18 protein-coding genes and 1 tRNA gene are annotated in these 26,333 nt (G+C 67.5%); 13 read left to right on the plus strand and 6 right to left on the minus strand.

Annotated elements, in window-relative coordinates; translation table 11 throughout:
* Positions 1-73 precede the first annotated feature (73 nt).
* Positions 74-1,591: a DHA2 family efflux MFS transporter permease subunit gene (locus H6844_17660; GenBank protein MCB9931234.1), complete on the minus strand. Its 1,518-nt coding sequence runs from the start codon at positions 1,589-1,591 to the stop codon at positions 74-76.
* 198 nt (positions 1,592-1,789) lie between these two features.
* Positions 1,790-1,864 (minus strand) — tRNA-Val (locus tag H6844_17665).
* 77 nt (positions 1,865-1,941) lie between these two features.
* On the opposite strand from H6844_17665, the gene H6844_17670 reads away from it, so the two are divergent.
* Together H6844_17670 and H6844_17675 are read left to right on the plus strand one after the other, a co-directional pair.
* Positions 1,942-2,712, plus strand: a complete 771-nt coding sequence (locus tag H6844_17670; protein ID MCB9931235.1) for a DUF3108 domain-containing protein — start codon at positions 1,942-1,944, stop codon at positions 2,710-2,712.
* 263 nt (positions 2,713-2,975) lie between these two features.
* Positions 2,976-4,463 carry a radical SAM protein gene (locus tag H6844_17675; protein ID MCB9931236.1) on the plus strand — a complete coding sequence of 496 codons (1,488 nt, stop codon included), beginning with the start codon at positions 2,976-2,978 and terminating at the stop codon, positions 4,461-4,463.
* A 220-nt stretch (positions 4,464-4,683) separates the two neighbouring features.
* Here H6844_17675 and lepA read toward each other — a convergent pair whose 3' ends face one another.
* Together lepA and H6844_17685 are read right to left on the minus strand one after the other, a co-directional pair.
* A complete protein-coding gene (lepA, locus tag H6844_17680) occupies positions 4,684-6,486 on the minus strand; it encodes an elongation factor 4 (protein ID MCB9931237.1) in 1,803 nt (600 codons plus the stop codon).
* 263 nt (positions 6,487-6,749) lie between these two features.
* Entirely contained in the window at positions 6,750-8,390 is a 1,641-nt protein-coding gene (locus H6844_17685; protein MCB9931238.1) for a GMC family oxidoreductase N-terminal domain-containing protein, read from the minus strand.
* A 207-nt stretch (positions 8,391-8,597) separates the two neighbouring features.
* Here H6844_17685 and scpA point away from each other — a divergent pair, with 207 nt between their 5' ends.
* Both scpA and H6844_17695 read left to right on the plus strand, forming a co-directional pair.
* Positions 8,598-10,787, plus strand: coding sequence for a methylmalonyl-CoA mutase (gene scpA, locus H6844_17690; GenBank protein ID MCB9931239.1), 2,190 nt, complete (start codon positions 8,598-8,600; stop codon positions 10,785-10,787).
* A gap of 226 nt (positions 10,788-11,013) precedes the next feature.
* Positions 11,014-12,396: an MmgE/PrpD family protein gene (locus H6844_17695; GenBank protein MCB9931240.1), complete on the plus strand. Its 1,383-nt coding sequence runs from the start codon at positions 11,014-11,016 to the stop codon at positions 12,394-12,396.
* Between the two features lie 197 nt (positions 12,397-12,593).
* Here H6844_17695 and H6844_17700 read toward each other — a convergent pair whose 3' ends face one another.
* The gene (locus tag H6844_17700; GenBank protein MCB9931241.1) at positions 12,594-13,373 is read right to left on the minus strand and encodes an IclR family transcriptional regulator; all 780 of its coding nucleotides are present in this window, start codon (positions 13,371-13,373) and stop codon (positions 12,594-12,596) included.
* A gap of 141 nt (positions 13,374-13,514) precedes the next feature.
* Here H6844_17700 and H6844_17705 point away from each other — a divergent pair, with 141 nt between their 5' ends.
* The 8 genes from H6844_17705 to H6844_17740 all read left to right on the plus strand — a co-directional run bounded on the left by H6844_17705 (position 13,515) and on the right by H6844_17740 (position 22,633).
* Positions 13,515-15,068: an AMP-binding protein gene (locus tag H6844_17705; protein MCB9931242.1), complete on the plus strand. Its 1,554-nt coding sequence runs from the start codon at positions 13,515-13,517 to the stop codon at positions 15,066-15,068.
* 57 nt (positions 15,069-15,125) lie between these two features.
* Positions 15,126-16,286, plus strand: coding sequence for a MaoC family dehydratase N-terminal domain-containing protein (locus tag H6844_17710; GenBank protein MCB9931243.1), 1,161 nt, complete (start codon positions 15,126-15,128; stop codon positions 16,284-16,286).
* A gap of 310 nt (positions 16,287-16,596) precedes the next feature.
* On the plus strand, positions 16,597-17,787 hold the full coding sequence (locus H6844_17715) for a Rieske 2Fe-2S domain-containing protein (protein MCB9931244.1): 1,191 nt from the start codon (positions 16,597-16,599) through the stop codon (positions 17,785-17,787).
* Positions 17,788-17,852: 65 nt separating this feature from the next.
* A complete protein-coding gene (locus H6844_17720; protein ID MCB9931245.1) occupies positions 17,853-18,443 on the plus strand; it encodes a malonic semialdehyde reductase in 591 nt (196 codons plus the stop codon).
* 125 nt (positions 18,444-18,568) lie between these two features.
* Positions 18,569-19,495, plus strand: a complete 927-nt coding sequence (locus H6844_17725; protein ID MCB9931246.1) for a chitosanase — start codon at positions 18,569-18,571, stop codon at positions 19,493-19,495.
* A gap of 168 nt (positions 19,496-19,663) precedes the next feature.
* Entirely contained in the window at positions 19,664-20,866 is a 1,203-nt protein-coding gene (locus H6844_17730; protein ID MCB9931247.1) for a CoA transferase, read from the plus strand.
* Between the two features lie 74 nt (positions 20,867-20,940).
* Positions 20,941-21,795 carry a fumarylacetoacetate hydrolase family protein gene (locus H6844_17735; GenBank protein MCB9931248.1) on the plus strand — a complete coding sequence of 285 codons (855 nt, stop codon included), beginning with the start codon at positions 20,941-20,943 and terminating at the stop codon, positions 21,793-21,795.
* 208 nt (positions 21,796-22,003) lie between these two features.
* Entirely contained in the window at positions 22,004-22,633 is a 630-nt protein-coding gene (locus tag H6844_17740; protein ID MCB9931249.1) for a glutathione S-transferase family protein, read from the plus strand.
* A 10-nt stretch (positions 22,634-22,643) separates the two neighbouring features.
* Here H6844_17740 and H6844_17745 read toward each other — a convergent pair whose 3' ends face one another.
* On the minus strand, positions 22,644-23,342 hold the full coding sequence (locus H6844_17745; GenBank protein MCB9931250.1) for a helix-turn-helix domain-containing protein: 699 nt from the start codon (positions 23,340-23,342) through the stop codon (positions 22,644-22,646).
* Between the two features lie 258 nt (positions 23,343-23,600).
* Here H6844_17745 and H6844_17750 point away from each other — a divergent pair, with 258 nt between their 5' ends.
* Positions 23,601-26,330: an MFS transporter gene (locus H6844_17750; GenBank protein MCB9931251.1), complete on the plus strand. Its 2,730-nt coding sequence runs from the start codon at positions 23,601-23,603 to the stop codon at positions 26,328-26,330.
* Positions 26,331-26,333 lie beyond the last annotated feature (3 nt).

The following is a 26,333-nucleotide window of genomic DNA, read 5'->3' on the forward strand; positions in this document are numbered from 1 at the left end:
CCCTCCCCGTTATCGCCCGGGCCCGTTATCGCCCGGGCCCGATATCGCCCAAGCCCGTCGTCGCCAAACCCCGTCAGCGACCGGCGGGTTTCTTCAGAAAGAAGACCAGCGGCATCGGGATGATGACGACGATCACCAGCAGGGTGAAGTCGTTCAGGAACGCGACCATGCGCGCCTCGTTGATGACGAGGCCGCGCAGGGCCGACAACCCCGCCACCGTATCCATGTCCCAGGGCAGGCCCGAGCCCATGGCGCGGATCGCCTCGCTGTAGGGGGTGACGTGGTCGCGCAGTTCCACATAGCTGGTCTGCGCCGACCGGGTGAGCGTCATGACGATGGCGCTGGTGCCCATGGACGCACCGATGGAGCGCACCAGCGCGAACAGCGACGCCGCCTCCACCCGCAGGGTCGATTCCAGGGTGGAGAAGGTCACGGTCGCCAGCGACACCCACATGATGCCCATGCCGAACCCGTTGACCAGCGTCAGGTAGACGATCTGCTCCATCGGCACGCTGGCGGTCCAGGTGGTCATCCAGGCATTGGACGCGCAGACCGCAACCAGCCCCGTCAGGATCAGATACTTGCCACTGATCCGGTCCGCCAGGAAGCCGCCGCTCAGCATCGCGATCATGGTGCCGATGCCGCGGGCGGAAACGATCCAGCCCGCCGTCATCACCGGATAGCCCTGCACGTTCTGCATGAACAGCGGCAGGATGAACAGGCTCGCGAACACGGCGACGCCGAAGACGAAAATCAGCATCAGGCCGATGACGTAATTGCGGTCCCGGAACATGGTCAAATTCAGATACGGTCGCCGCGCGGTCAGGCAGTGCACGACGAAGACATAGAGGCAGAGCCCGGCCAGCGCCGCCTCGACCACGATTTCCGTCGATCCCATCCAGCCGAGCCGCTCGCCCCGGTCCAGCACCAGTTGCAGGCAGGACACGCCGACGATCAGCGTCACCACCCCCAGCCAGTCCATGGGCTGGGTCTGGCTCTTGGCCGACGGCAGGGTGACGAGAATGCCGGCAAAGGCCAGCACGCCCATGGGAATGTTCATGTAGAACAGATAGCGCCAGCCGAACTCGTCGGTCAGGAACGCCCCCAGGGTCGGCGCCACCACCGGGCCGATGATCATGCCCATGGACCAGATCGACATGGCGAAGCCGTGCCGCTCGCGCGGATAGGTGTCGAGCATGATCGACTGGGCCACCGGCAGCAGCGGCGCGGAGACGAACCCCTGCATGGCGCGGTACGCCACCAGGTCTTCCAGCCCCGTCGCGAAGGCGCAGAGCAGCGAGGTCAGCGTGAAGCCGGCAATCGCCCCCAGGAACACGACCTTGCGGCCGAAGCGCTGGCTGAACCAGCCGGTCAGGATCGTGCCCACCGCCGTCGCGACGACGAAGGCGGTGATCACCCAGCCGATCTGGTCCGGCGTCGCCGACAGATTGCCCTGCATTTGCGGCAGGGCCACATAGGCGCTCGACATGTTGATGGAGTGCAGCAACGACGCCGCCAGCACCGGCACGGTGATGATTGTCCGTTCGGTTGAGGTGAACGGACCCGTCGCGGGCTTGGAAATGAGCGGCATACGGCATCCCGGCCTGTGAACGTTGCGTCGTAACGCGGTATCGGCGCTAAGCCGACCCTCATTTTGACGCAAAACGCAAAGAAAGCGGGATGTTTTTTTGGCAACCCTGGCCCGCCCCGACGGGCGAACCGGCCACCATCCTGCAAAAATCCGCCGCTGCCTCTGGCAATCGGTACCGGATGATATCATTTGGGAGGATGGTGGGCGCGCGTGGGATCGAACCACGGACCCCCACGGTGTGAACGTGGTGCTCTACCGCTGAGCTACGCGCCCGGTTGGGAAGCGCGGTAATAGCCGAGGCCGGATGAGCCGTCAAGCGGCGTGCGGCCGCATGCAGGAAAGGACCGATCATGCTGCGATGGCTGCTGGCACTGGGCCTCGCAACCCTGGCATTCCAGGCGCACGCCGCGGCAGAGGCCCCCTCCGGCGACTACCGGTTTTCCTACGAAGCCTATTACAGCGGCTTCAAGATCGGCGAGGCCGACAGCCATCTGCAATGGGGCCGGTCGCGCTATACCCTGGCGCTGCACGCGCGCACCGCCGGCATGCTGGGCTGGTTCATGAGCATCGACCAGAGCGCCTCGTCCGAAGGCCGGCTCGCGCCGCTGCCGCGGGCCGAGCATCACCGCAACCACAATGCCGACGGCGATAACCGCAACTGGGTCGAACTGGCCTTCACGCCCGACGGGGCCAGGGTGGTCGCCGCCGACCCGGACCCGGCCACCGAGGCGCGCTCGCCGGTGCCGGCCGGTTTGCTGAAGGGCGTGCTCGACCCGCTGTCGGCGGCGTTCGCCCTCAGCCTGAAGACCAGCGAGGCCGGGCGCTGCCAGGCCTCCGTGCCGGTGTTCGACGGCCGCCGCCGCTACGACACGGTGCTGGAGGACCGCGGCCGGGAGACCTATACCGGCCCCGCCGGCCCGCGCGAGACGCTGCGCTGCGCCTTTCATTTCGTGCGCCTTGCCGGCTACCGCCCGAACGCCAAGCGCTGGAAAGGCATTACCGGCACGCTCTGGATGCAGAAGCTCGACGCCTCCCTGCCGCTGTTGCCGGTGCGGGTGGAGATCGACACCAGCTACGGCACGGCCTTCGTCCACATGGTTTCGGCCTCGGATCGCCGCTAACGCCCTCCCCCGGTATCCGCACGCCGCCGGACCGGAACCGCCGATACGCGCGATTGCGAATTGTGCGCATCGTATAGTGCGCGGTACACTGTTGTGACGAAACGCAGCGGCCATGAGAGCGGAACTCTGGCCGGATCGAACCGGGCACGGTATCGTTCGCTCGGGCAGCGATAGTTTTGGTTGGAAGGCAGGGGCATGACACACCGACACGCTTGGGGTCCGAAAACGCCGATCGGGGTCGACACAGATTGTGAGACCGCCCGATGACGTCTCCGTCGATCCTGTTCATCGATCTGAACAATTTCTCCCACTACCCCACCATTCCGGTCGGCCACCTGATCGCAGCCCTGCGGTCTGCGGGCCAGCGTGTGAGGCTGTATTCGCCGCTCGCCATCGGCGTTTCCGGCTTCCAACGCCAGAGTCGCGCCCGTCGCGCGGACCGCCTGCTGGACCCGTTGCGCTTCTGGTCGGCCATGACCGGCTGCGACTCCGTCCGGCGGGCGAGAGGCCGGCTGCGCAAGGCCATGACCCCGCGAAACGACCGCGTCCGGGACCGGATCGTCGCCGGCTTCGGGCAGGCGCTTGACTGGCAACCGGACGTCGTCCTGGTGTCCGCCTACACCCTGTACCGCGCCATTGTCGGCGACATGGCCCGCATCTGCCGCGCGCGCGGCATCCCGCTGATCGTCGGCGGCCCCTCTTTCAGCGAGCCGGCGATTGCGCGCCATTGGCTGGAACTGGCGGGGGTGAGCGCCGTCGTGGCCGGCGAGGCGGAGCCCTATATCGCCGATCTGACGGCCGCGGCCGCCGCCGGCCGGCCGCTGGACCGCTTCCCCGGCACCTCGACCGCGGCAACCGCCATCCGGCCACCGGCCGCGCCGTTGCAGAGCCTGGACGCCCTGCCGGTTCCGGATTATTCCGACTTCCCCTGGCAGGCCTATCCGCTGCGCATCGTCCCGCTGATGACGTCGCGGGGCTGCGGCTGGGGCGCCTGCCAGTTCTGCTCGGACGTGACGGGCGTCATGGGCCGGACCTTCCGCTCGCAAAGCCTGAGCCGCGCCGTCGAGGTCATCGGCACGCTGACGGACCGGCACAAGGCCCGCCATATGGTCTTCCACGACCTGAAGCTGAACTCGAACCTCGACCTGTGGTACGGCCTGCTGGACCGGCTGCCGCAACTGGTCCGGGACCCGGTCTGGACCTGCGCGGTGCATGTCGGCAACGAGGCCGACAACGGCCTGGGGCCGGAGGCGTTGCGGGCCGCGCGCCGGGCCGGGCTCGCCCGTGTCACCACCGGCCTGGAGTCCGGCAGCCAGCGGGTGCTGAACGCCATGGGCAAGGGCACGCAGGCCGAGCGCGTCGCCGCCTTCTGCCGCGACGCCGGCAATGCCGGGCTGAGCGTCCGCCTGACCGCGATTGTCGGCTCGCCCGGGGAAACCGCCGCCGACCTCGCCGCCACGACCGCCTTCCTCCGGGCCAACGCGCCCCATATCGAGCGGGTGATGGTGAACCGGTTCTCGATCATGCTGGGCACGCCGCTCGCCGGGCGCATCGCGCGCCAGCCGGAGCGGTTTCCCGACATCGTCGCGGGCGGCGCTCCCGACCTGGGCGAGGCCATCGTCCCGCACCGCAGCACCGCCCCGGACGAACCCGGCTATTATCGCGCGCTGTTCCGGCTGCTGGGTGCCGCCCATGCGATCAACCGCCGGCCGCTCCGCGCCCATGCGCAGGTGTTCGACGGGGTGATGTAGACGGGGTGATGCAGAGCGGAGTCTTTTCCCGCTGGCTCACCACCCCAGCTTCCCTGTCCCCGCGGAGGCGGGGACCCAAGCCTGAGAGACAAAGACAGAGTCCGCCTCCTGTGAGAAGCTCTCAGGCATGGGCTCCCGCCTCCGCGGGAGATGGGGCAGGAGAAGGGTACAACCCGTGCCGAAAACACCCCAAGCGGGATGACGCAAGCGGGCGGGGCGCTCAGTCCTCGCCCATTTTCAGGGCCGCGATGAAGGCGCTTTGCGGAATTTCGACGCTGCCGAACTGGCGCATCCGCTTCTTGCCCTCTTTCTGACGCTCCAGCAGCTTTTTCTTGCGGCTGATGTCGCCGCCATAGCATTTGGCGGTGACGTCCTTGCGCAGCGCGCTGATGGTCTCGCGGGCGATGACCTTGGCGCCGATGGCCGCCTGGATCGGGATTTTGAACATCTGCCGCGGGATCAGGTCCTTCAACCGCGCGCACAGCGCCCGGCCCCGATGTTCCGCCTGGCTGCGATGGACGATGGTCGAGAGCGCGTCCACCGGCTCGCTGTTCACCAGGATCGAGAGTTTGACCAGGTCGCCCTCTTCATAGCCGGTGATGTGATAGTCGAAGCTGGCATAGCCGCGGCTGATCGACTTCAGCCGGTCGTAGAAGTCGAACACAATCTCGTTCAGCGGCAGCTTGTAGACCAGCATGGCGCGGCTGCCGGCATAGGTCAGCTCCTGCTGGATGCCGCGGCGCTCCTCGCAGAGCTTCAGCACCGGGCCCAGAAACTCGTCCGGCAGGAAGATCGTCGCCTGGATCCAGGGCTCCTCGATATACTCGATCTTGACCACGTCCGGCATGTCCGCCGGGTTGTGCATTTCCTGCACCGTGCCGTTGGTCATGTGCATGCGGTAGACGACGCTGGGCGCGGTGGCGATCAGGTCGATATCGAATTCGCGGTCGAGCCGCTCCTGGATGATCTCCAGATGCAACAGGCCGAGAAAGCCGCAGCGGAAGCCGAAGCCCAGCGCCGGCGAGCTTTCCGGCTCGAACTCGAAGCTGGCATCGTTCAGGCGCAGCTTGGCGAGGCTGTCGCGCAGATGCTCGAAATCGGCGGCGTCGACCGGGAACAGGCCGCAGAACACCACCGGCAGGTTCGGCTTGAAGCCCGGCAGCGCTTCCGGCGCCGGCTTGCGGTCGTCGGTGATGGTGTCGCCGACATTGGTGTCGGCCACCGCCTTGATCGCCGCGTTGACCCAGCCGATCTCGCCCGGCCCCAGCTCGCCGGTGGACGTGCGCTTGGGCGCGAACACGCCGACATCGTCCACCTCGTAGACCGCGCCGGTCTGCATCATGCGCATGCGCATGCCCTTCTTGAGCACGCCGTGCATGACCCGCACCAGCACGATCACGCCCAGATACTGGTCGTACCAGCTATCGACCAGCAGCGCCTGCAACGGCGCCTTGGCGTCGCCTTCCGGCGGCGGCAGCCGGTGCACCAGCGCCTCCAGCACCTCCGGAATGCCGAGGCCGGTCTTGGCCGAGACTTCCAGCGCGTCCGAGGCGTCGAGCCCGATCACGTCCTCGATCTGCTCCTTCACCCGGTCGGGCTCGGCCGCCGGCAGGTCGATCTTGTTCAGGACCGGGATGATTTCGTGGTCGTTGTCGATGGCCTGGTAGACATTGGCCAGCGTCTGCGCCTCCACCCCCTGGGTGGCGTCCACCACCAGCAGCGAGCCCTCGCAGGCGGCCAGCGACCGGCTGACCTCGTACGAGAAGTCGACATGGCCGGGGGTGTCGATCAGGTTCAGATAATAGGTCTCGCCGTCCTGGGCCGGATAGACCAGGCGCACGGTCTGGGCCTTGATCGTGATGCCGCGCTCGCGCTCCAGGTCCATATTGTCCAGGACCTGTTCCTGCATCTCACGGTCGGTGAGCGCGCCGCATTGCTGGATCAGGCGGTCGGCGAGCGTCGACTTGCCATGATCGATATGGGCGATGATCGAGAAATTGCGGATATGGGCGAGGTCTGTCATGCGCGCTCATATAAGCGATCCGCCCGCGGCTGGCGAGAGGCCTTTGTGGCACGTTTCAGCGCGATTCCACCGGACATCCGCGGAGGCGTGGGAAACCCACCTGCCGGATGGGACGGGCAAGGCGGACGCCCGGCCCACGGCTCCATCGGCCCCGCAGCGACAAGGCGTTTTCCATGGGATATTGGGGCCCGATCGGCGAGCGGAACCTCCAGCCCGCAAGGCTCTCAAATTCGGGAAAATATCCGCTGCCGCCCGCCGCCGCCTCAATCCGGCGTGATGATCGGCTCCAGGGCCGGCTTGCCCAGGATGATGTCCGAGGCTTTCTCCGCGATCATCATCGTGCCGGCGGCCAGGTTGGCCGACATCATGCGCGGCATGACCGAGGCATCCACCACCCGCAGCCCTTCCAGGCCGTGCACCCGCAAGCGGTCGTCCACCACGGCGGTGGGGTCGGTGGCGGGCGACATGCGGCAGGTGCCCATCGGGTGGTAGGTGGTGGCGCCGATGCGGCGGGCGGCGTCCAGCAATTCGTCGTCGCTCTGCACCGCCTCGCCCGGCAGTTCCTCGCCGTCGTAATAGGGGGCCATGGCCCGGCTGTGGATCAGGCTGCGGGCGAGCCGCATGGCGGCCACCACCGCCCGCTGGTCGGTCTCGTGCGCCAGATAGTTCGGCTGGATCGCCGGCTTCTGGAACGGATCGGCGGACTTCGCCCGCACATAGCCGCTGCTCTCCGGCCGGTGCTGCCAGGCGGCGACGGTGAAGCCGGGCCAGTCCGCCAGCACGCCGTGCTTGCCCTCGTCATAGCTGGCGGGGGTGAAGATGAATTGCAGGTCGCTGCTCCTGGCCACCGGGTCCGAATGCCAGAAGCCATAGACCAGCGACGGGTTCAGGTTGACGATGCTCTTGCCGCCCGCCAGGTATTTGGCGATCTCCCAGGTGCGGCGCAGGCCGCGGGCGCGCTCGTTCAGGGTCTCGGCGTTCTTGACGCGGACGACGAAGCGCGGCGCGTAGTGGTCGCGCAGATTCTCGCCGACGCCGGCCAGTTCGTGCTGCACCGCGATACCCAGGTCCTGCAGCAGTCCCGCCGGGCCGATGCCGGAGAGTTGCAGCAGTTGCGGCGAGTTGATGACGCCGCCCGACAGGATCACCTCCCGGTTCGCCCGCGCCTCCAGGGGCGTGCCGCCCTTGCCGCCCTTATTATAGGCGATGCCGACGGCTTTCTTGCCCTCCAGCAGGATTTGGGTGGCAAAGGCGTTGGTAATGACGGTCAGGTTCGGGCGCGACTTCGCCGGGTGCAGATAGGCGCGCGCGGTGCTGACGCGGCGGCGGCCGCGGACCGTGCGCTGCACATAGCTGATGCCTTCCTGTTTGGCGCCGTTATAGTCCGGGTTCAGCGGGATGCCGATCTCCGCCGCGCCCTTGATGAAGGCGTCGCAGAGCGGGTGGCGGTAGGGCATGGTCTCGACGGTCATGCCGCCCGCGCGGCCGCGATAGGTGTCGTCGCCCTCGCCGACCCGGGCCTCGCAGCGCTTGAAATAGGGCAGCACGTCCGCATAGCCCCAGCCGCGATTGCCGAGCTGCGCCCAGTGGTCGTAGTCCAGGCGCTGGCCGCGATTGTAGATCATGCCGTTGATGGACGACGAGCCGCCCAGCGTCTTGCCCCGCGGCACCGGCATCTTGCGGCCGTTGATGTGCGGGCCGGATTCGGCCTGGTACATCCAGTTGATGGAAGAGTTGTCCAGGTTCTTGATGAAGCCCGCCGGGATGTGGATGTAGATGTTGCGGTCCGGCGGCCCCGCCTCCAGCAGGCAGACGGAATGCTGGCCGTCGGCCGAGAGCCGGTTGGCGAGAATGCAGCCGGCGGAACCGGCGCCGACGATGACGTAGTCGAACATGTCTGCCATGGCTTGGCGTTCGGCGCGCCGCTAGCGGAGCACCGCTCCCTTGTGCGTGGTCCTGGTGTTAGGGAACAAGGCTAGCCGCGGCGGCGGGCTTGTCCAGGTTTGTTGCCGCACGGCTGGACCGCCAGACTCGACCGCCCCGCCGTTTTCCCCTAATTTCCGAGCGAATCGTGCGCTTGGCGCGCCCACCCCTGTTGCGAGTCCCGTCCCATGTCCGCCATTCCCAGCTTTGCCGACGTCCACCTGGAACCGCAGAACGCGCCGCCGCCCGCCGCCGATCTGGCCGCGTGGGAGCAGGCCGCCGCGGCGGAACTGGGGCACAAGCCGGAGGCCTGGGAGACGCCGGAGGGCATCGCCGTCAAGCCGGTCTACACGGCCAAGGACCTGGAAGGCCTGGACTTCCTGAACACCATGCCGGGCATCGCGCCCTATCTGCGCGGCCCCTACCCCACCATGTATGTCAACAAGCCCTGGACGCTGCGCCAGTATGCGGGCTTCTCGACGGCGGAGGATTCCAACGCCTTCTACCGGCGCAATCTGGCGGCGGGGCAGAAGGGCCTCTCCATCGCCTTCGATCTGGCGACCCACCGCGGCTACGATTCCGACGATCCGCGCGTGGCGGCGGATGTGGGCATGGCCGGCGTCGCCATCGACTCGATCTATGACATGCGCACGCTCTTCGACGGCATCCCGCTCGACCAGATGAGCGTGTCCATGACCATGAACGGCGCCGTGCTGCCGGTGCTCGCCCTCTATATCGCCGCGGCGGAGGAACAGGGCGTGAAGCCGGAGCAACTGACCGGCACGATTCAGAACGACATTCTGAAGGAGTTCATGGTCCGCAACACCTATATCTATCCGCCGCAGCCGTCGATGCGGATCATTTCCGACATTTTCGCCTACACCTCGCAGAACATGCCGCGGTTCAACTCGATCTCGATCAGCGGCTATCACATGCAGGAGGCGGGCGCGACGGCGGACCTGGAACTCGCCTACACGCTGGCGGACGGCGTCGAGTATGTGCGGGCCGGCAAGAAGGCCGGGCTGGACGTGGACGCGTTCGCGCCGCGGCTGTCATTCTTCTGGGCCATCGGCATGAACTTCTTCATGGAAGTCGCGAAGATGCGCGCCGGGCGGCTGCTCTGGGCGAAGCTGATGCAGGCGGAAGGGGCGAAAAACCCCAAATCCCTGGCGCTCCGCACCCATTGCCAGACCAGCGGCTGGAGCCTGGCGGCGCAGGACGTGTTCAACAATGTGGTGCGCACCTGCGTCGAGGCGATGGCGGCGACCCAGGGCCACACCCAGTCGCTGCACACCAACGCGCTGGACGAGGCGCTGGCGCTGCCGACCGACTTCTCCGCCCGCATCGCCCGCAACACGCAGTTGGTGTTGCAGCAGGAAAGCGGCACCACCAAGGTGATCGACCCCTGGGGCGGCTCCTATTACGTGGAGCGGCTGACCCAGGAAGTGGCGCGCAAGGCCTGGGAGCATATCCAGGAGGTGGACGAGATGGGCGGCATGGCCAAGGCGATCGAGGCCGGCATGCCCAAGATGCGGATCGAGGAAGCCGCGGCCCGCACCCAGGCCCGCATCGACTCCGGCCGGCAGACCGTGGTCGGCGTCAACAAGTACAAGCCGACCGACGACCGGCTGGTGGATGTCCTGAAGGTCGACAACGCCGCCGTGCGCGCCGCCCAGATCGAAAAGCTGCAACGCCTGCGGGCCGAGCGCGACCAGGGCGCGGTCGACGCCGCGCTGGCGGCGCTGACCCAGGCCGCCGAAACCGGCCAGGGCAATGTGCTGGCGCTGTCGGTGGATGCGGCGCGGGCCAAGGCCACCGTCGGCGAGATCACCCAGGCGATGGAAAAGGTCTGGGGCCGCCATGTCGCGCAGATCAAGGCGATCAGCGGCGTCTATTCCCAGGAAGTCGGACAGGGGACGCCGATCGTGCAGGAGGTCCGCAAGCTGGTGGAAGCGTTCGAGGAGCAGGACGGCCGCCGCCCGCGCATCCTGATCGCCAAGATGGGCCAGGACGGCCACGACCGCGGCCAGAAGGTGATCGCCACCGCCTTCGCCGACCTGGGCTTCGACGTCGATATCGGCCCGCTGTTCCAGACGCCGGCCGAGGCCGCGCGCCAGGCGGTGGAGAACGACGTCCACATTGTCGGTGCAAGCTCGCTGGCCGCCGGCCACCTCACCCTCGTGCCGGAGCTGAAAAAGGCGCTGGCGGCCGAGGGGCGCGAGGACATCATGATCGTCGTCGGCGGCGTGATCCCGCCCCAGGACTATGACGAACTGTACGCCGCCGGCGCCGCCGCCATCTTCCCGCCCGGCACCGTGATCGCCGAGGCGGCCAAGGGCCTGCTGGAGCAGTTGAACAAGCAGCTGGGCTACGCCTGAGGCGAGACGCCGCCAGGTTTGAAATGCGGGCCGGCCGGATTCCCGGCGGCCCTTGATCCCGCCCCGCGATCGTCTCTCCCGCTTCCCCGGCCTTGAGCCGGGGTCTCTGCCGGAGAGCCGCGCTCCGGCACGGTCCAGCGGAACAGGGGGGGATGAGGATATCGGAACCGCGGCCGGTTGCGGCCAAGCCGACCCGCCGCGTCGGGCATGATGGAGAGCAATGACCATGGCAAGCACACCCTCCAAGGCGGAAGCCCTTTCGGCCTTTGCCGCCGACCTGACCTGGGAGCGCATCCCGCCGGCGGTGCGCGAGCGGGCGAAGCTGCAAATCCTGGATGCGGTCGGCACCGGCATCGCCGCCACCGCCTATCCCTTTGCGACGCGCGCGGTTGCCGGCGTGAAGGCGCTGGGCGGCCGCGGCGATTGCTCGGTCATCGGCGAGACGGAGCGGCTGAGCGCGCGCGATGCGGCGCTGGCGAACGGCATGCTGATGCACGGCCTGGACTTCGACGACACGCATCTGGGCAGCATCATCCACGCCTCGGTGGCCTGCCTGCCGGCGGCGCTGGCCATGGGCGAGGCGACCGGGGCCAGCGGCCGCGACGTGCTGGTGGCCTATATTGCCGGCATGGAAACGGCGATCCGCATCGGGCTGGCGGCCAACGGCGCCTTCCACCATGCCGGCTATCACGCGACCGCCCTCGCCTCGCACTTCAGTTCGGCGATCATCGCCGGCAAGCTGATGCGGCTGGACGCCGACGCGCTGACCATGGCCCAGGGCATTGCCGGCAGCAGCGCCGCCGGCATCCAGGTGTTTCTGGAGGAAGGCGCCTGGACCAAGCGCTTTCACCCGGGCTGGGGCGCGGTCGCCGGCATCACCGCGGCGACCTTGGCCCAGAACGGCTTTGTCGGGCCGCGGCGCCCCTATGAGGGCAAGTTCGGCCTGTTCGAGACCCATTTCCAGGAGCATATCGGCGACACCGATATCGCCAGGCTGGACGCGGGGCTGGGCGAGCGCTGGGTGCTGGCCGAGACGGCGATCAAGCCCTATCCGGTCTGCCATTTCATTCACGGCGCCGCCGATGCCGCCATCGAGCTCAGCCACGAGATCGACGCGGGCGATATCGTCGCCGTCGAGGCGCTGCTGCCGGAGCCGACCCTGCCCATCGTCGCCGAACCGCACGCGGCCAAGATCGTGCCGACCACCGACTATGAGGCGAAGTTCAGCGCGCAGTTCGTGCTGGCGACCTGCCTGGCGCACGGGCGCTTCGGCCTGGCGGAGTTGCAGGACACGGCGTTCTCCGACCGCGCCTTGCTCGACCTGGCGGCCAAGGTCGCATGCAAGGCCGACCCGGACACGGCGTTTCCCACCTATTTCTCCGGCGGCGTTGTCGTGACGCTGAAGGACGGCCGGCGGCTGGCGAAGCATGTGCCGATCAACAGCGGCGCCGGCGAGCGCGCCCTGGACGTGGACGGCGTCAGTGCGAAATACCGCGCCTGCGCCGCCATGGCCTTCGGCACCGACCAGGCCGAGCGCGTGCGCGAAATCGTGCTGCAACTGGACGAGCGGACACCCGCCGACCTGGGCGCGGCACTGCGGCCCGCCTGAGCCGGGGCGGACACCTCTGTCCCCCGGACCTGACCCGGGGCCGGCTTGAGAGACTGGCTCGGCCTATTCTGTTCCCCGGGCTTGACCCGGGGCCGGCTTGGGAGACGGGCTCGGACAGCGGTCCCGGGTCAGGCCCGGGACACACCAGACGGTAAGAGGTCCCGGCTCGCGCCCCCGAGAACGCGCAGGCGGGCGGCTCAGCCGCTGACCAGCAGACCGGCCAGCGCATCGCGGCGCTCGCGAAGGGCGGCGGCGATGCGGGGGATGCCGGTGGCCTCGATCCGGTCCGAAAGGCCGATGCCGACCAAGCCCCGCACCATGGCGCCCGCGTCGTTGAACAGCGGCACGGCGACGATGGTCACGCCGCCGATATAGGCGCCGCGGTCGATGCCATGGCCGTCGCGGCGGGTTTGCTCCACCTCCTCCATCCAGGCGGCGAAGGCCGGCGGGTTGTCCCAGTGCAGTTGCGCGAAGCGCTGGCGCAAGGTCGCCGCGTCATAGCCGTTGAAGGCGGCGACGCAGCGGCCGGTGGCGCTGATAAGCTCCGGGAAGCGGCTGCCCAGTTCCGCCGACAGGCGCAGCGGCAGGTTCGCGTGCGACAGCGCCACCACCACCATTTGCTGCGGCTCGACCAATTGCGTCGCCATGGCGGTGACGCCGAATTGCTCCGACAGCGCCGCCAGCATCGGCTGGGCCAGGGTGGCGAAGCCGTTGCGCTGAATGGCGCTGCGGGCGATGGGCAGAATGCCGACGCCGATGGAATAGCGCTTCGAGGCCGGGTCGAACTCCACCAAACCTTCCGCGGTCAGCACCCGCAGAATGTGCAGGCAGGTGCTGGGCACCAGGCCCAGGTCGCGCGCCAGCGGGTTGACGCCCATGGGCTCGGCCGCGGCGCCGAGCCGGCGCAAAATCCGGATGGCGCGGGTCACCGCCGGCACCGGCCGGTGGGTGGCACTGCTGGGCTTCGGGTCCGCCATTGAGGCTCTCCAGAGGATATATTATTGTCTATATACAATAACAATTTCATATTGACAATAAAATTTGCCGGGCGCTAGGCTGTCCACCATCGGGAGCGGCCGGCGGAGACCGGTCGGCCCGTTCCGGGAAGGAAACCGCAGATGGCCAAACTCACCGACTATCGCTCCTATCGGGACGCGCAGCGGCATTTCTCGCCCCAGGCGCTGTGGGACCTGTTCGATGGCGACCGGGAGCGGCTGAACATCGCCCACGAATGCGTCGACCGGCACGTGGCCGGCGGCGGCACGGCGCTCTGCCTCGCCTATGCCGACGGCCGGAGCGAGACCATCGGCTTTGCCGAACTCTCCGCCGCGTCGGCGCGGTTCGCCCACTATCTGCGGGCCAAGGGCGTGGCGGCGGGCGAGCGGGTCGCGGTGATGCTGGAGCCCTCGCCGGCCTTCTATGCCGCCCTGTTCGGCACGATGAAGGCGGGTGCGGTCGCCGTGCCGATGTTCACCCTGTTCGGGCCGGACGGCATCCGCCTCCGGGTCGACGATTGCCGGCCCCGGCTGCTCGTCACCAGCGCCGACAAGGCCGCCGACGCCCGTTTTGCCGGCGGGCCGGAAGTGGTGGTCGCGGATGCGGCGTTCCTGGAGAACCTCGCCCGTTTCCCCGACCGGTTCGAGCCGAACACGGCCGGCAACGATCTGGCGGTATTGCAATACACGTCCGGCACGACACGGGCGTTGCCGGAGGCGGTGCGCCACACGCATCGTTCCATCGTCACGCTGATGATCGCCGCGCTCTATGCGACCGGCATCCGCCCCGGCGACCGGTTTTTCTGCCCGTCCTCGCCGGCCTGGGGCCATGGGCTCTGGCACGGCACGCTGGCGCCGCTGGCCCTGGGCGTCTCGACCGGCACGTTCAGCGGCAAGTTCGACCCGGTGCGCCTGTTGCGGGCGCTGGCGGAATTCGAAATCACCAATCTTTCGGCGGCGGCGACCCATTACCGGTTGATGCGCAATTGCGGCCGGGCCGGGGACTTCGCCTACCGGATCGCCAAGCTCTCCTTCACCGGCGAGCCCATCGACAGCGAGACCGCAACCTATTGCGAGGCGCTGTTCGGAACCAAGGTTTGCAGCATGTACGGCACCACCGAGGTGGGCGTGATCCTGGCCAGCTATCCCGGCGCCGACGACCTGGAGGTGCGGGCGGGCTCGCTGGGCAAGCCGGTGCCGGGGGTCGAGGTGGAGGTGCACGGGGCCGACGGCGCGCGCCTGCCGCCCGGCCAGATCGGCGAACTGGTGGTGCGCCGGCGCGGCGCATGGTTCCCGACCAAGGATCTGGGTCGGACCGACGCCGACGGCTATTTCTACCATGCGGGCCGGGCCGACGACGTCATCATCTCCGCCGGCTGGACCATGAGCGCGGTCGAGATCGAGGACGCCATCCTGAAGCACGAGCGGGTGGCCGAAGCCGCGGCCATCGGCGTGCCGGACGAAACCCGCGGCCAGATCGTGCGCGCCTATGTGGTGCCGAAGGGCGAGCCCGTGCCGGGCCTGACCGAAGAGATCCAGGACCTGGTGCGCGCCAATCTCAGCCGCCACGAATATCCGCGCGAAATCGCCTATGTCGCGTCCCTGCCGAAAACCCCGGCGGGCAAGGTCAACCGCAAGGCGCTGCGCGACGCGCTGGCCGGCGCCCCCACCGGTTGACCGCGCCCCCTCCACCATCGCGGCGCCGGCCGAACCGTCTTTTCAGGAGAACCCCCCATGACCGCAAATTCCCAGACCACAAATTCCCAGACCGCGTTTCCCAAAATCACCGAGGACGGCGTCGCGGCACTGCGCCAGCGCATCGGCGTCAAGATCGAGAACACGGTGGAGCCGTGGTGCTATGAGGCGACGCGGGACAATATCCGCCACTACGCCCACGGCATCGGCGACGACAACCCGCTCTGGTGCGACCCCGCCTATGCGCGGCAGACGCACTACGGCGACGTGATCGCGCCGCCGAGCTTCCTGTTCGCCACCAGCCGCATCATTTCCGGCTATGTCGGCGGGCTGCCGGGCGTGCACGCCATGTGGTCCGGCGCCGACTGGACCTGGCACAAGCCGGTACGCCGCAACACCGAGGTGCGGACAGAGGCCTGGCTGAAGGATCTGGTGGAGCACGACACGCGCTTCGCCGGCAAGGCGATCCAGCAGATTTATCACGTGAACTTCTATGACTCTGCCAACGGCGACCTGCTGGCGGAGGCGGACAGCTGGTGTTTCCGCACCGACCGCGACCATGCGCGCGAAAAGGGCACCAAATACACCGACGTCCGCTCGCGCCCGCTGCGCACCTACACGCGCGACGAGTTGGACGCCTTCAACCGCCTCTATGAGCAGGAGGATATCCGCGGCGCCGACACCCGCTACTGGGACGACGTGCGCGAGGGCGAGGACCTGCCGACCATGGCGAAAGGGCCGATGACCGTGACCGGCTTCATCGCCTATGCCCAGGGCTGGGGCGGCCTCTATATCCGCGCCAACAAGCTGGCCTGGCAGCAGCAGTCCAAGCATGCGGGGCTCGGCATCGAGAACCGGCGCGGCATTCCCGATTGCCCGGAGCGGGTGCACTGGGAAGAGGAATTCGCGCTGAAGGTCGGCGCGCCCGGCGCCTATGACTACGGCCCCGAGCGCTGCTCGTGGCTGACCCACCAGGCGACCAACTGGATGGGCGACGACGGATTTCTGCGCAAGGCGAAATGCCAGGTGCGCCGCCACAATCCGGAAGGCGACCTGTTGCAGATCCACGCCCAGGTGGCGCGGAAATTCGTCGAGGACGGCCGGCATCTGGTCGAGATCTCGCAGCGGGCGGAAAACCAGGACGGCGAGCTGTCGGCCATGGGCTCGGCCGTGGTCGAACTGCCCCGCCGCGGCGCCTGATACCGGGCGGCCGAGGTATCCTTCTCCCCCTTTCTCCCGCGGAGGCGGGAGTCCACGCCGGAGAGCCTCTCGGAGCCCGGATGTTGGGGGGACGCCTCGGACAGGACAACTGTGTCCCGGAGCCTGCGGAGCGGGCGTCCGGGATCGGTTGATCTCGCGAACACCGGCGGCGATGATGTTCGACAGACGACACCGGCCCCGGGTCTCGGCTCCGCCTCGCCCGGGGAACATCGCGCCGGAAGGAAGAGCATCCGCCCACGCGTCGCGCGCGTTCGTTCCTGTGTTCTCCCTCTCCCACGGAGGCCCGCCGATGCCCCGCCGCCCGCCAGACGGCTCTGCCTATGACTTGCCCGCACCCGAATACGACGCGGCCCTGACCCGGGTCGAGCGCGGCACGCCCATGGGTGAATTGCTGCGCCGCTACTGGCACCCGGTCGGGCTGGCAAGCGACGCCTCGGCGCGGCCGAAGCCGGTGCGGGTGCTGGGCGAGGACCTGATCCTGTTCCGCGACGGTGGCGGGCGGCCCGGCCTGCTCTATCCGCGCTGCTGCCACCGCGGCACCACGCTCTATTACGGCAAGGTCGAGGCGGGCGGCATTCGCTGCTGCTATCACGGCTGGCTGTTCGATGCGGAGGGCCATTGCCTCGACATGCCGATGGAGCCGGAGGGCGGCGGCAATTTCCGGCGCAAGGTGCGCCAGCCCTGGTATCCGCTCCGCGAGCGCTATGGCCTGATCTTCGCCTATCTCGGCCCGCCGGCGCGCCAGCCGCTGCTGCCGCGCTATACCGTTCTGGAGGAGTTGGACGACGGCGAGTTCGTCGAGGCGGACGACCAGGGCATCGGCACCGGCGGCGGCCCGGTCGCGCCCTGCAACTGGTTGCAGCACTATGAGAACGTCATGGACCCGCTGCACGTGCCGGTGCTGCACGATGGCTTCAGCGGCACCCAGTTCGTCGCCCCCATGGGCATCGTGCCGGACGTGCGGTTCGAGCCCTTCGCCCACGGCGTGCGTTCCTACCAGGTGCGCCAACTGCCGGAGGGCGGCGTGCTGAACCGCATCACCGAGACCGTGCTGCCGACCGTGCGCGTCGTCGCCAGCCCGCGCCTGACGCCCGGACGGTGCGAGAGCATCGGCTGGGTGCTGCCGATCGATTCCGAGACCTACACCGTGTTCACCGCCGCGCGGGTGCGGGAGGCGGGCACGCTCGGCCGCATCCGCTCGCGCTTCGGCGGCCGGCTCTGGTCGGAGCTTTCCGAGCGGGAACACCAGGACCTGCCGGGCGACTGGGAGGCGCAGGTGGGCCAGGGGCCGATCACCTATCACTCCCAGGAGCATCTGGGCTCCAGCGACCGCGGCATCATCCTGCTGCGCAAGCGCCTGCGCGCGGAGGCGGCCAGGGTGGCGGCGGGCGAGGACCCGGCGGGCGTGGCGTTCGCGCCGGCAGACGCCTTGGTTGAGTCGGCGGCCGGGAACTGGTTTCGGGACGCACCCTTGCCGTAGCGGGCGGGTGCGCTAGGATCGCGGGCGATCCTTCGATGCCTGTCCCTGAACCCAAGCGAGTTCCCATGATTGACGACGCCGCGCTCGACCTGCTGTTCCGCGAAGCCCGCAGCCACAATGGCTGGGTGGAGCCGCAGGCGGCCATCACCGACGAGACGCTGCAGCGGCTCTATCACATCGTGAAATGCGGCCCCACCTCCGCCAATTGCTCGCCGGCGCGCTTCGTGTTCGTGCGCTCGAAAGAGGGCAAGGAGAAACTGCGGCCGGCGCTCTCCAGCGGCAATCTGGACAAGACCATGGCCGCACCGGTGAGCGTGATCGTCGCCTATGACGCGGCCTTCTACGAGAAACTGCCGGAACTGTTTCCGCACAATCCCGACGCCAGGAACTGGTTCACCAGCAGCGAGAAGCTGGCGTACGAGACCGCGTTCCGCAACGGCACGCTCCAGGGCGCCTATCTGATCATCGCCGCCCGCGCGCTGGGCCTGGATTGCGGCCCGATGAGCGGGTTCGACAACGCCAAGCTGGACGAGGCCTTCTTTGCCGGCACAACCTGGCGCAGCAACTTCCTGGTCAATCTGGGCCAGGGCGACCCGTCGAAGCTGTTCGACCGCCACCCCAAGCTGGCCTTCGAGGACGCCTGCCAGGTGGTGTGACCGCCCCGGCCCCGTTCCGGAGCGACGCCCCGGAACGGCCGGCTGCGGCCGGGCGCATGGCGGCAGCGAAGCGCGCGTATTTATGGTAAATTGTCAAAACTGCCATTCGTGCGGAGGAACGGGCCATGCTGACCGAGACCCAGAAACAGACCGCCCAGGCGATCGTCCAGATCTTCGAGACCGGCCGGGTCCGCGGCGACTATGGCGCCGTGACCCTGCTGGCGGGCGATACCGGCCACCTCACCTATGGCAAGGCGCAGACGACGCTCGCGAGCGGCAATCTGGCCCTGCTGGTCGGCGACTATTGCCGCGCCGAGGGGGCCACCTTTGCCGCGGACCTGTTGCCCTTTCTGGCGCGGGTCGAGTTGCGCGACCTGTCGCTGGACCGGGACAGGCCGTTCCGCCGCCTGCTGCGCGAGGCGGGCGACGATCCGGTAATGCAGGCGGTGCAGGACGCGTTTTTCGACCGGGTCTACTGGCAGCCGGCGATCAACAGCCTCGCCTTTCTGGGCGGCGCGCAACCGCTGACCGCGGCCGTGGTCTATGACAGCCGGGTGCATGGCTCCTGGCACCGGATGCGCGACCGCACCAATGCCGAGCACGGCACCCTGGCCGGTCTGGGCGAGGAGGCCTGGGTGTCCGCCTATATCGCCACCCGGCGGCACTGGCTCGCCACCCATGGCAACAGCCTGTTGCACAAGACCGTCTATCGCATGGACGCATTGCAGGCGCTGGCGGACGCCGGGGCCTGGACCCTGGCGCTGCCGCTGACCGTGCGCGGCGTGCGCATCGACGAGGCGGCGCTGGCGGGCACGGTGCGCGTGACCGCGGAAGACCCGGACGAGCGGGTGCTGAAGCTGACGCGGCCGATGATGCGCGGCGACGACGTCCGCGCGTTGCAGGCCGCGCTCAAGGACAAGCGGGTTGCGGTGTCCGTCGACGGCGTTTTCGGCAGCGAGACGGAACGGGCGGTGATCCAGTTCCAGATCGAAGCCGACCTGACCGTGGACGGCATTGTCGGGCCGGCGACCTGGGCCGCGCTGAGGCCCTAGGCGCAGCGGCGGGCCATGATCGCGGCAAAGAGGGCTGCGGCAGGGGGTGCGACAGCGGTCGCGTCGGCCGGGCGCAGCGGCGATTGACGCCCTGCGATTGCCATGGCTTTATCCGGACGATATCCGACTTAAGTGTCTGCTGCGATTTTCCGTTGGAGGAAGCCCCCGATGACCACCGAGCCCCGCGCCTTTGAGGGCGTCAATGTTTTGGATTTCACCCAGGGCGTTGCCGGCCCGCATTCCACCATGCTGCTGGCGCAGCACGGTGCGAACGTCCTCAAGATCGAGCCGCCGGAAGGCGACTGGGGCCGGACGCTGGGGGCGATGTATGGCGACCAGTGCGCCCACTCCATCGCCTTCAACCGCGGCAAGCGCTCGCTGGCCATGGACATGAAACAGCCGGACGCCCAGGCCGTCGCCCGCAAGATCGCCGAGAAGGCCGACGTGATCGTCGAGGCGTTCCGCCCGGGCGTGATGGCGAAGTTCGGCCTGTCCTACGACCAGGTGAAGGCGTTCAACCCGAACGTCATCTATCTGTCGGTGACCGGTTTCGGCCAGACCGGCCCCAATTCCAAGCTGCCGGTGACGGATGCGGTGATCCAGGCCTTCAGCGGCCTGATGACCGTCAACAAGGACAAGGACGGCCTGCCGCAGCGCCTGAACATGATCCCGGTGGACGTGACCACGGGCCTTTACGCCTTCCAGGCGATCTCCACCGCCCTGATGCGCAAGTTCCGCTATGGCGTCGGCTGCTATATCGACAACAATCTGATGCAGTCGGCCGCGGCCTTCCAGGCGGCGAAGATCATGGAATTCTACCTGGAGAAGGGCGAAAGCCAGCCGCTCTACGTGCCGGTCGGCACCATGCAGACCACCGACGGCTTCATCAACATCACCGCCATGCGCGAGGCGCACTATCACTCGCTCTGCGACGTGATGGGCAAGCCGGACTGGAAGGACGACCCGCGCTTCAATTCGCGCGAGGCGCGGCTCGCGAACGAGAAGGTGTTGATGCCGCTGATCCGCGAGGTGTTCTCCACCCGCTCGACCCAGGACTGGGCCGAAAGCCTGACCGCGGCCGGGGTCATGAACGCGCCGGTGCAGAATTACGGCGACCTGATGCAGGCCGAGCAGGTGAAGGCCGTGGACGCCATCGCCTATGTCGACCACACGGAAACCGGCACCATCCCGATGCCGCACATTCCGGGCCAGCCCCGCATCACCGGGCCGGACGCGCTCACCCACGCCCCCACCATCGGCGAGCACTCGGACGAGATCCTGGCCGAGTGGGGCTATTCCGCCGCCGACATCGCCGGCATGAAGGCGAACGGCGCGGTCAAGTATCCGGCGCTGGCAGCGGCGGCCGAGTAAGACATCCCGGTTTTCGGGGGATGCCGCACCGTGGGGCATCTCCCGATCCGGCCAATGAATAGGGAAGCATTCGCATGAAACTCGTTCGCTACCACGCCGGCGACCAGGTCAAGCCCGGCATTCTCGACGCCTCCGGCGCCATCCGCGACCTGTCCTCGGTCGTGCCGGATATCGACGGCGACACCATCAGCCCCGAGGGCCTGGCCGAAATCGGCCTGATCGACCCCGCCAGCCTGCCCAGGGTCGTCGGCTCGCCGGTCATGGCCGCCCCGGTCGCCAACCCGTCCAAGGTGGTGTGCATCGGCCTGAACTATTCGGACCACGCCGCCGAAGTCGGCGCGACGCCGCCCAGCGAGCCGATCATCTTCATGAAATCGCCGACGGCCTACAATGCGCCGAACGGCCCGGTGGTGAAGCCGCCCCATTCCACCAAGCTGGACTGGGAGGTGGAGCTTTGCGTCTATATCGGCTCCCGCGCCAGCTATGTGAGCGAGGACGAGGCGCTGGCTTGCGTCGCCGGCTATGCGGTCGGCAATGACGTCTCCGAGCGCGAATTCCAGACCGAGCGCCCGGGCGGCCAGTGGACCAAGGGCAAGAGCCCAGACGGCTTCGCCCCCATCGGCCCCTGGCTGGTGACCAAGGACGAGGTGCCGAACCCCGAGAAGCTGAGCATCTGGCTGAAGGTGAACGGCGAGACGATGCAGAACGGCAACACGGACAAGCTGATCTTCGGCGTGAAGAAGATCGTCTCGTTCGTGTCCGAATACATGACCTTGCTGCCGGGCGACGTCATCATGACCGGCACGCCGCCGGGCGTCGGCGCCGGCAAGACGCCGCCGAAATTCCTGAATGCCGGCGACGTGGTCGAACTCGGCATCGAGGGGTTGGGCGAGCAGCGCCAGGAAATCGTCGCCTGGTCCAAGGCCTGACGCCGATTGGACCGGATGCCGGTGTTCCCCGGACGGTGCGGAGCGCCGATCCGGGGCCGGTGTCTTCCTTCGAACACCGTTGGCGGCGGTGTTCGCGACAGCGACCGGCCCCGGCCCACCGCTCCGCGGCGGCCGGGAAACACCGGCGCTCCGCCCGGCGAGCCGGGCCCCCTTTCTCTCCGGCCTGCCGGCCAAGGAAACTCCTGTCATGCTGACCATCTACCACTCCCCCGGCACCCGGGGCTTCCGCGTCATGTGGGTGTGCGAGGAGCTGGGCGTGCCCTACGAGATCCGGCCGGTGAATTTCTCGGCCGACTACCGGCGCACGCCCGAATGGCGGGCCATGCACCCGGTCGCGAAGGTGCCGGTGATGGACGACGGCGACCTGCGCATGCACGAGTCCTGCGCTATGATCCAGTACATCCTGGCGCGCCATGGCGAGGGGCGCCTGCAACCGGCGGCGGGCGCGCCGGACTATGCCCATTTCCTGCAATGGCTCTGGTTCTCGGAGGCGACCTTCCAGCGTCCGCTCGGCGAGATCACCAACCACCGGCGCGAGTTCAACCCGGAACTGCCGGATGTGGTGGCGGAGATGCAGGGCCGCGCCACCCAGTGCGTCGAGGCGCTGGACCGGGCGCTGGCCGACCGGCCCTACCTGCTGGGCGACACGATGTGCGCGGCGGACCTGAGCAACGCCTATGTCCTGCGAGGCTATCATCGCAATGTGGGCGCGGCGCTGCCGGCGAACGTGCAGGGCTTCTGGGAGCGCATGACCGCGCTGCCCAGCTATGAGCGCACGGTGCAGGCCGACCGCGAGACGGCCGAACGCCTGAAATAGGCGGGCGGCCTCAGAGGCTCTGGTCGTCGATCAGCGGGCTGGGCTTGGCAAACTCCCGGAGATGATCCGGGTCCTCGATCGAGACCGTGCTGCCCTTGGTCGAGACGCCCTGGGCGCGGAGGCCGTTGAAGCTGCGGCTCAGATTTTCCGGCGTCATGCCCAGCAAGGCCGCCAGGCGGCGCTTGTCGGTGCGCAGTTCGAACGCCGGCGCGCCGCCGGCGGCGCGATGTTCGCGCAGCAGGTAGTTCGCCAGCCGCTCCTGGCCATTGCGCAATTTCAGGTCCTTGGTGTGCTTGACGACGGAGCGGTAGCATTGCGCCAGTTCGGTGACGATGGCGCGGGCGAATTTCGCATCGGCATCGAACACGGCGCGCACGTCCTGGCTGGGCAACAGGGCGATGCGACTTTTTTCCATCGTCCGGGCCGACATCAGATAGGGCGCGTCCTTGATCGTGGCCGCCAGGATGAAGGTGGAAACCGGGCGAACCGTGGCCATGCTGGTTTCGCGCCCGTTCCAGGTGCAGAACAACTCGACCGTTCCCGACAGCACGATATGCAGGAAGTCGCTCTGCTCGCCTTCCGTAATCAGTTGGATCTGCGGCGGAAAGTTGTGCACGTACGAGCCCCGCATCAGCGCCTCGAACTTGTCGGACTCCATCTGCGCGAACAGATCGAGCGAGCGGATGTCGGCGTGATACGGTTCGGGCATATCCATCCATTGCGGGTGCAGGGGCGGGAAATTCTTGGGCGACCTCTTGATAAATGTCAATATAAGATTGAATTTGGGTCAAGCGCCAGTATGCAATTATACATATGGTAATATGATAAAATAACGGGAAATAATTTCATAGGTCGAGAGGGCATTTTTGTGATTTAAGTCAAATGAGAATCCGGTGAATAAACCTATGGTCTGTCCCGTACCTGAGGATCCGGCGGATGCCGGAGGAAAACGACTGGAGGGAATCAGATGCGAGGTGCCGTGGCTGTCTCGCGCTCGGACCAAAACCGGGCGCTGGGATTAAGCACGATCGCTTTCACCGCGTGTTTCGCGGTTTGGACGATCTTTTCGATCATCGGTGTTGCGATCAAGGCGGAACTGGGACTGACGGAGTTCGAGTTCGGCCTGTTGGTGGCGACGCCGATCCTGACCGGGTCGCTGACCCGCCTCATCCTCGGCGTTTGGACCGAGCGCTATGGCGCCCGCATCGTCTTCCCGTTGCAGATGCTGCTGGCGGCGCTGGCAACCTGGCTGCTGACCTTCGCGGATTCCTATCCCCTCTACTTGCTGGCGGCGCTGGGCATCGGGCTCGCCGGCGGGTCGTTCATCATCGGCATCGCCTATGTGTCCGAATGGTACGAAGCCCGCCTCCAGGGCACGGCGCTGGGCGTGTTCGGCGTCGGCAATGTCGGCGCGGCGGTCACCAAATTCGTGGCACCGTTCGTCATGGTTGCCGTCGGCTGGCAAGGGGTCGCCATCGTCTGGGCGCTGGTGCTGGCCGGCCTGGGCGTGCTGTTCTTCCTGTTCGCGAAGGACGAACCGGCCCTGGTGGAGCGGCGCAAGACCGGGGTGCGGGCGCCGTCGCTGGCGGAGCAGTTCGCCCCGCTGCGCAATCTGCAGGTCTGGCGGTTCTCGCTCTATTATTTCTTCGTGTTCGGCGCGTTCGTCGCCATTGCTCTGTGGGCGCCGCACTATCTGATCGAGGTCTATGGCGTCGACGTGGAAACCGCTGGCATGGCGGCGGCGGCGTTCTCGCTGTCGGCCTCGTTGTTCCGCGCCTATGGCGGCCACCTGTCCGACCGGTTCGGCGCGCGCGCGGTGATGTACTGGACGTTCGGCTTCAGCATGATCCTGCTGTTCATGCTGTCCTACCCGCCGACGGAATACATCATCCAGACCAAGGCCGGCCTGGTGCATTTCGAGACGGAAATGCCGCTCTGGCCGTTCGTCGCCGTGCTGTTCGCGCTGGGCTTCTTCATGAGCCTGGGCAAGGCGGCCGTATACAAGCACATTCCGGTCTATTATCCCCAGCATGTGGGTGCGGTCGGCGGCCTGGTCGGCATGATCGGCGGCCTCGGCGGCTTCATCCTGCCGATCATCTTCGGCGCGCTGCTGGACCTGACCGGCATTTACACCAGTTGTTTCGCCTTGCTGTTCCTGTTGGTCGCGGTCGCCCTGGTCTGGATGCACTTCTCGATCCGTGCCATGGAGCGCAGCGCCATGGCCGAGGACTTGGATCGCCTGCCGGAACTTCCGGAAATGCAGGACATCCACATTCCCGGCGAAACCGTGATGGCGCGCACCCTACAGGACTGGCAGCCGGAGGATCCGACCTTCTGGCAGTCCAAGGGCCGGGCCATTGCGCGGCGCAATCTCTGGATCTCGATCCCGGCGCTGTTGCTCGCCTTCTCGGTCTGGATGGTGTGGTCGGTCGTGGTGGCGCGGCTGCCGTCGATCGGCTTCAATTTCAGCCCCAGCGAGTTGTTCTGGCTGGCGGCGCTGCCGGGCCTGTCCGGTGCGACGCTGCGCATCTTCTATAGTTTCATGGTGCCGATCTTCGGCGGCCGGCTGTGGACGACGCTGTCGACCGCCTCGCTGCTGCTGCCGGCCTTTGGCATCGGCTATGCGGTGCAGGACCCGCAAACCCCCTATCTGATCTTCCTGACGCTGGCGCTGCTGTGCGGCCTCGGCGGCGGCAACTTCGCCTCGTCCATGGCCAACATCGCCTTCTTCTTCCCGAAGGCGGAGAAGGGCAATGCGCTGGCGCTGAATGCCGGGCTCGGCAATCTGGGTGTGTCGGTCATGCAGTTCCTGGTGCCGCTCGTCATCACCACCGGCGTGTTCGGCGCCGTGGGCGGCGCGCCGCAGACGCTGTCGGCCGGCGGCGAGCTGTTCATGCAGAATGCGGGCTTCGTCTGGGTGCCGTTCATCGTGGTGGCGACCGCCGCGGCGTGGCTCGGCATGAACGACATTGCCGACGCCAAGGCCAGCTTCAAGGACCAGGCGATCATTTTCAGCCGCAAGCACAACTGGCTGATGTGCATCCTCTACACCGGCACGTTCGGCAGCTTCATCGGCTATTCCGCGGGCTTCCCGTTGCTGACCAAGCTGCAATTCCCGGAGGTGAACGCGCTGCAATACGTGTTCCTGGGGCCGTTGGTCGGCGCCCTGTCGCGGGCCGGCACCGGCTGGATCAGCGACCGGTTCGGCGGCGGCCGTGTGACCTTCTGGACCTTTGCCGGCATGATTGTCGCCGTGTTCGGGGTGATCACCTTCCTGCCGTCCGGCGGCGAGGGCGGCAGCTTTGCCGGCTTCTTCGCCTCGTTCATGGCGCTGTTCTTCCTGACCGGCGTCGGCAATGCCTCCACCTTCCAGATGATCCCGGCCATCATGGGCAAGGAAGTGCCGCGGCTGATGCCGAACCTGGGCGCGGACGCGACCCGGCGCCAGGCGGAGCGCGAGAGCGCGGCGATCATCGCCTTTACCAGCGCCATCGCGGCCTATGGCGCCTTCTTCATCCCCAAGGCGTATGGCACCTCCATCGCCATGACCGGCGGTCCGGTCGCGGCACTCTGGGCCTTCCTGGCGTTCTACGCGATCTGCCTTATTATTACCTGGGTGTTCTACACCAGCCCTCGCGGCCTGTTGCGCAACCAGGAACGCCATGCCCCCGCCCGTGTCGCCCACGCCACCAAATAGACG

This window comes from Alphaproteobacteria bacterium (assembly GCA_020638555.1).
Taxonomy (GTDB): Bacteria; Pseudomonadota; Alphaproteobacteria; order Bin95; family Bin95; genus JACKII01.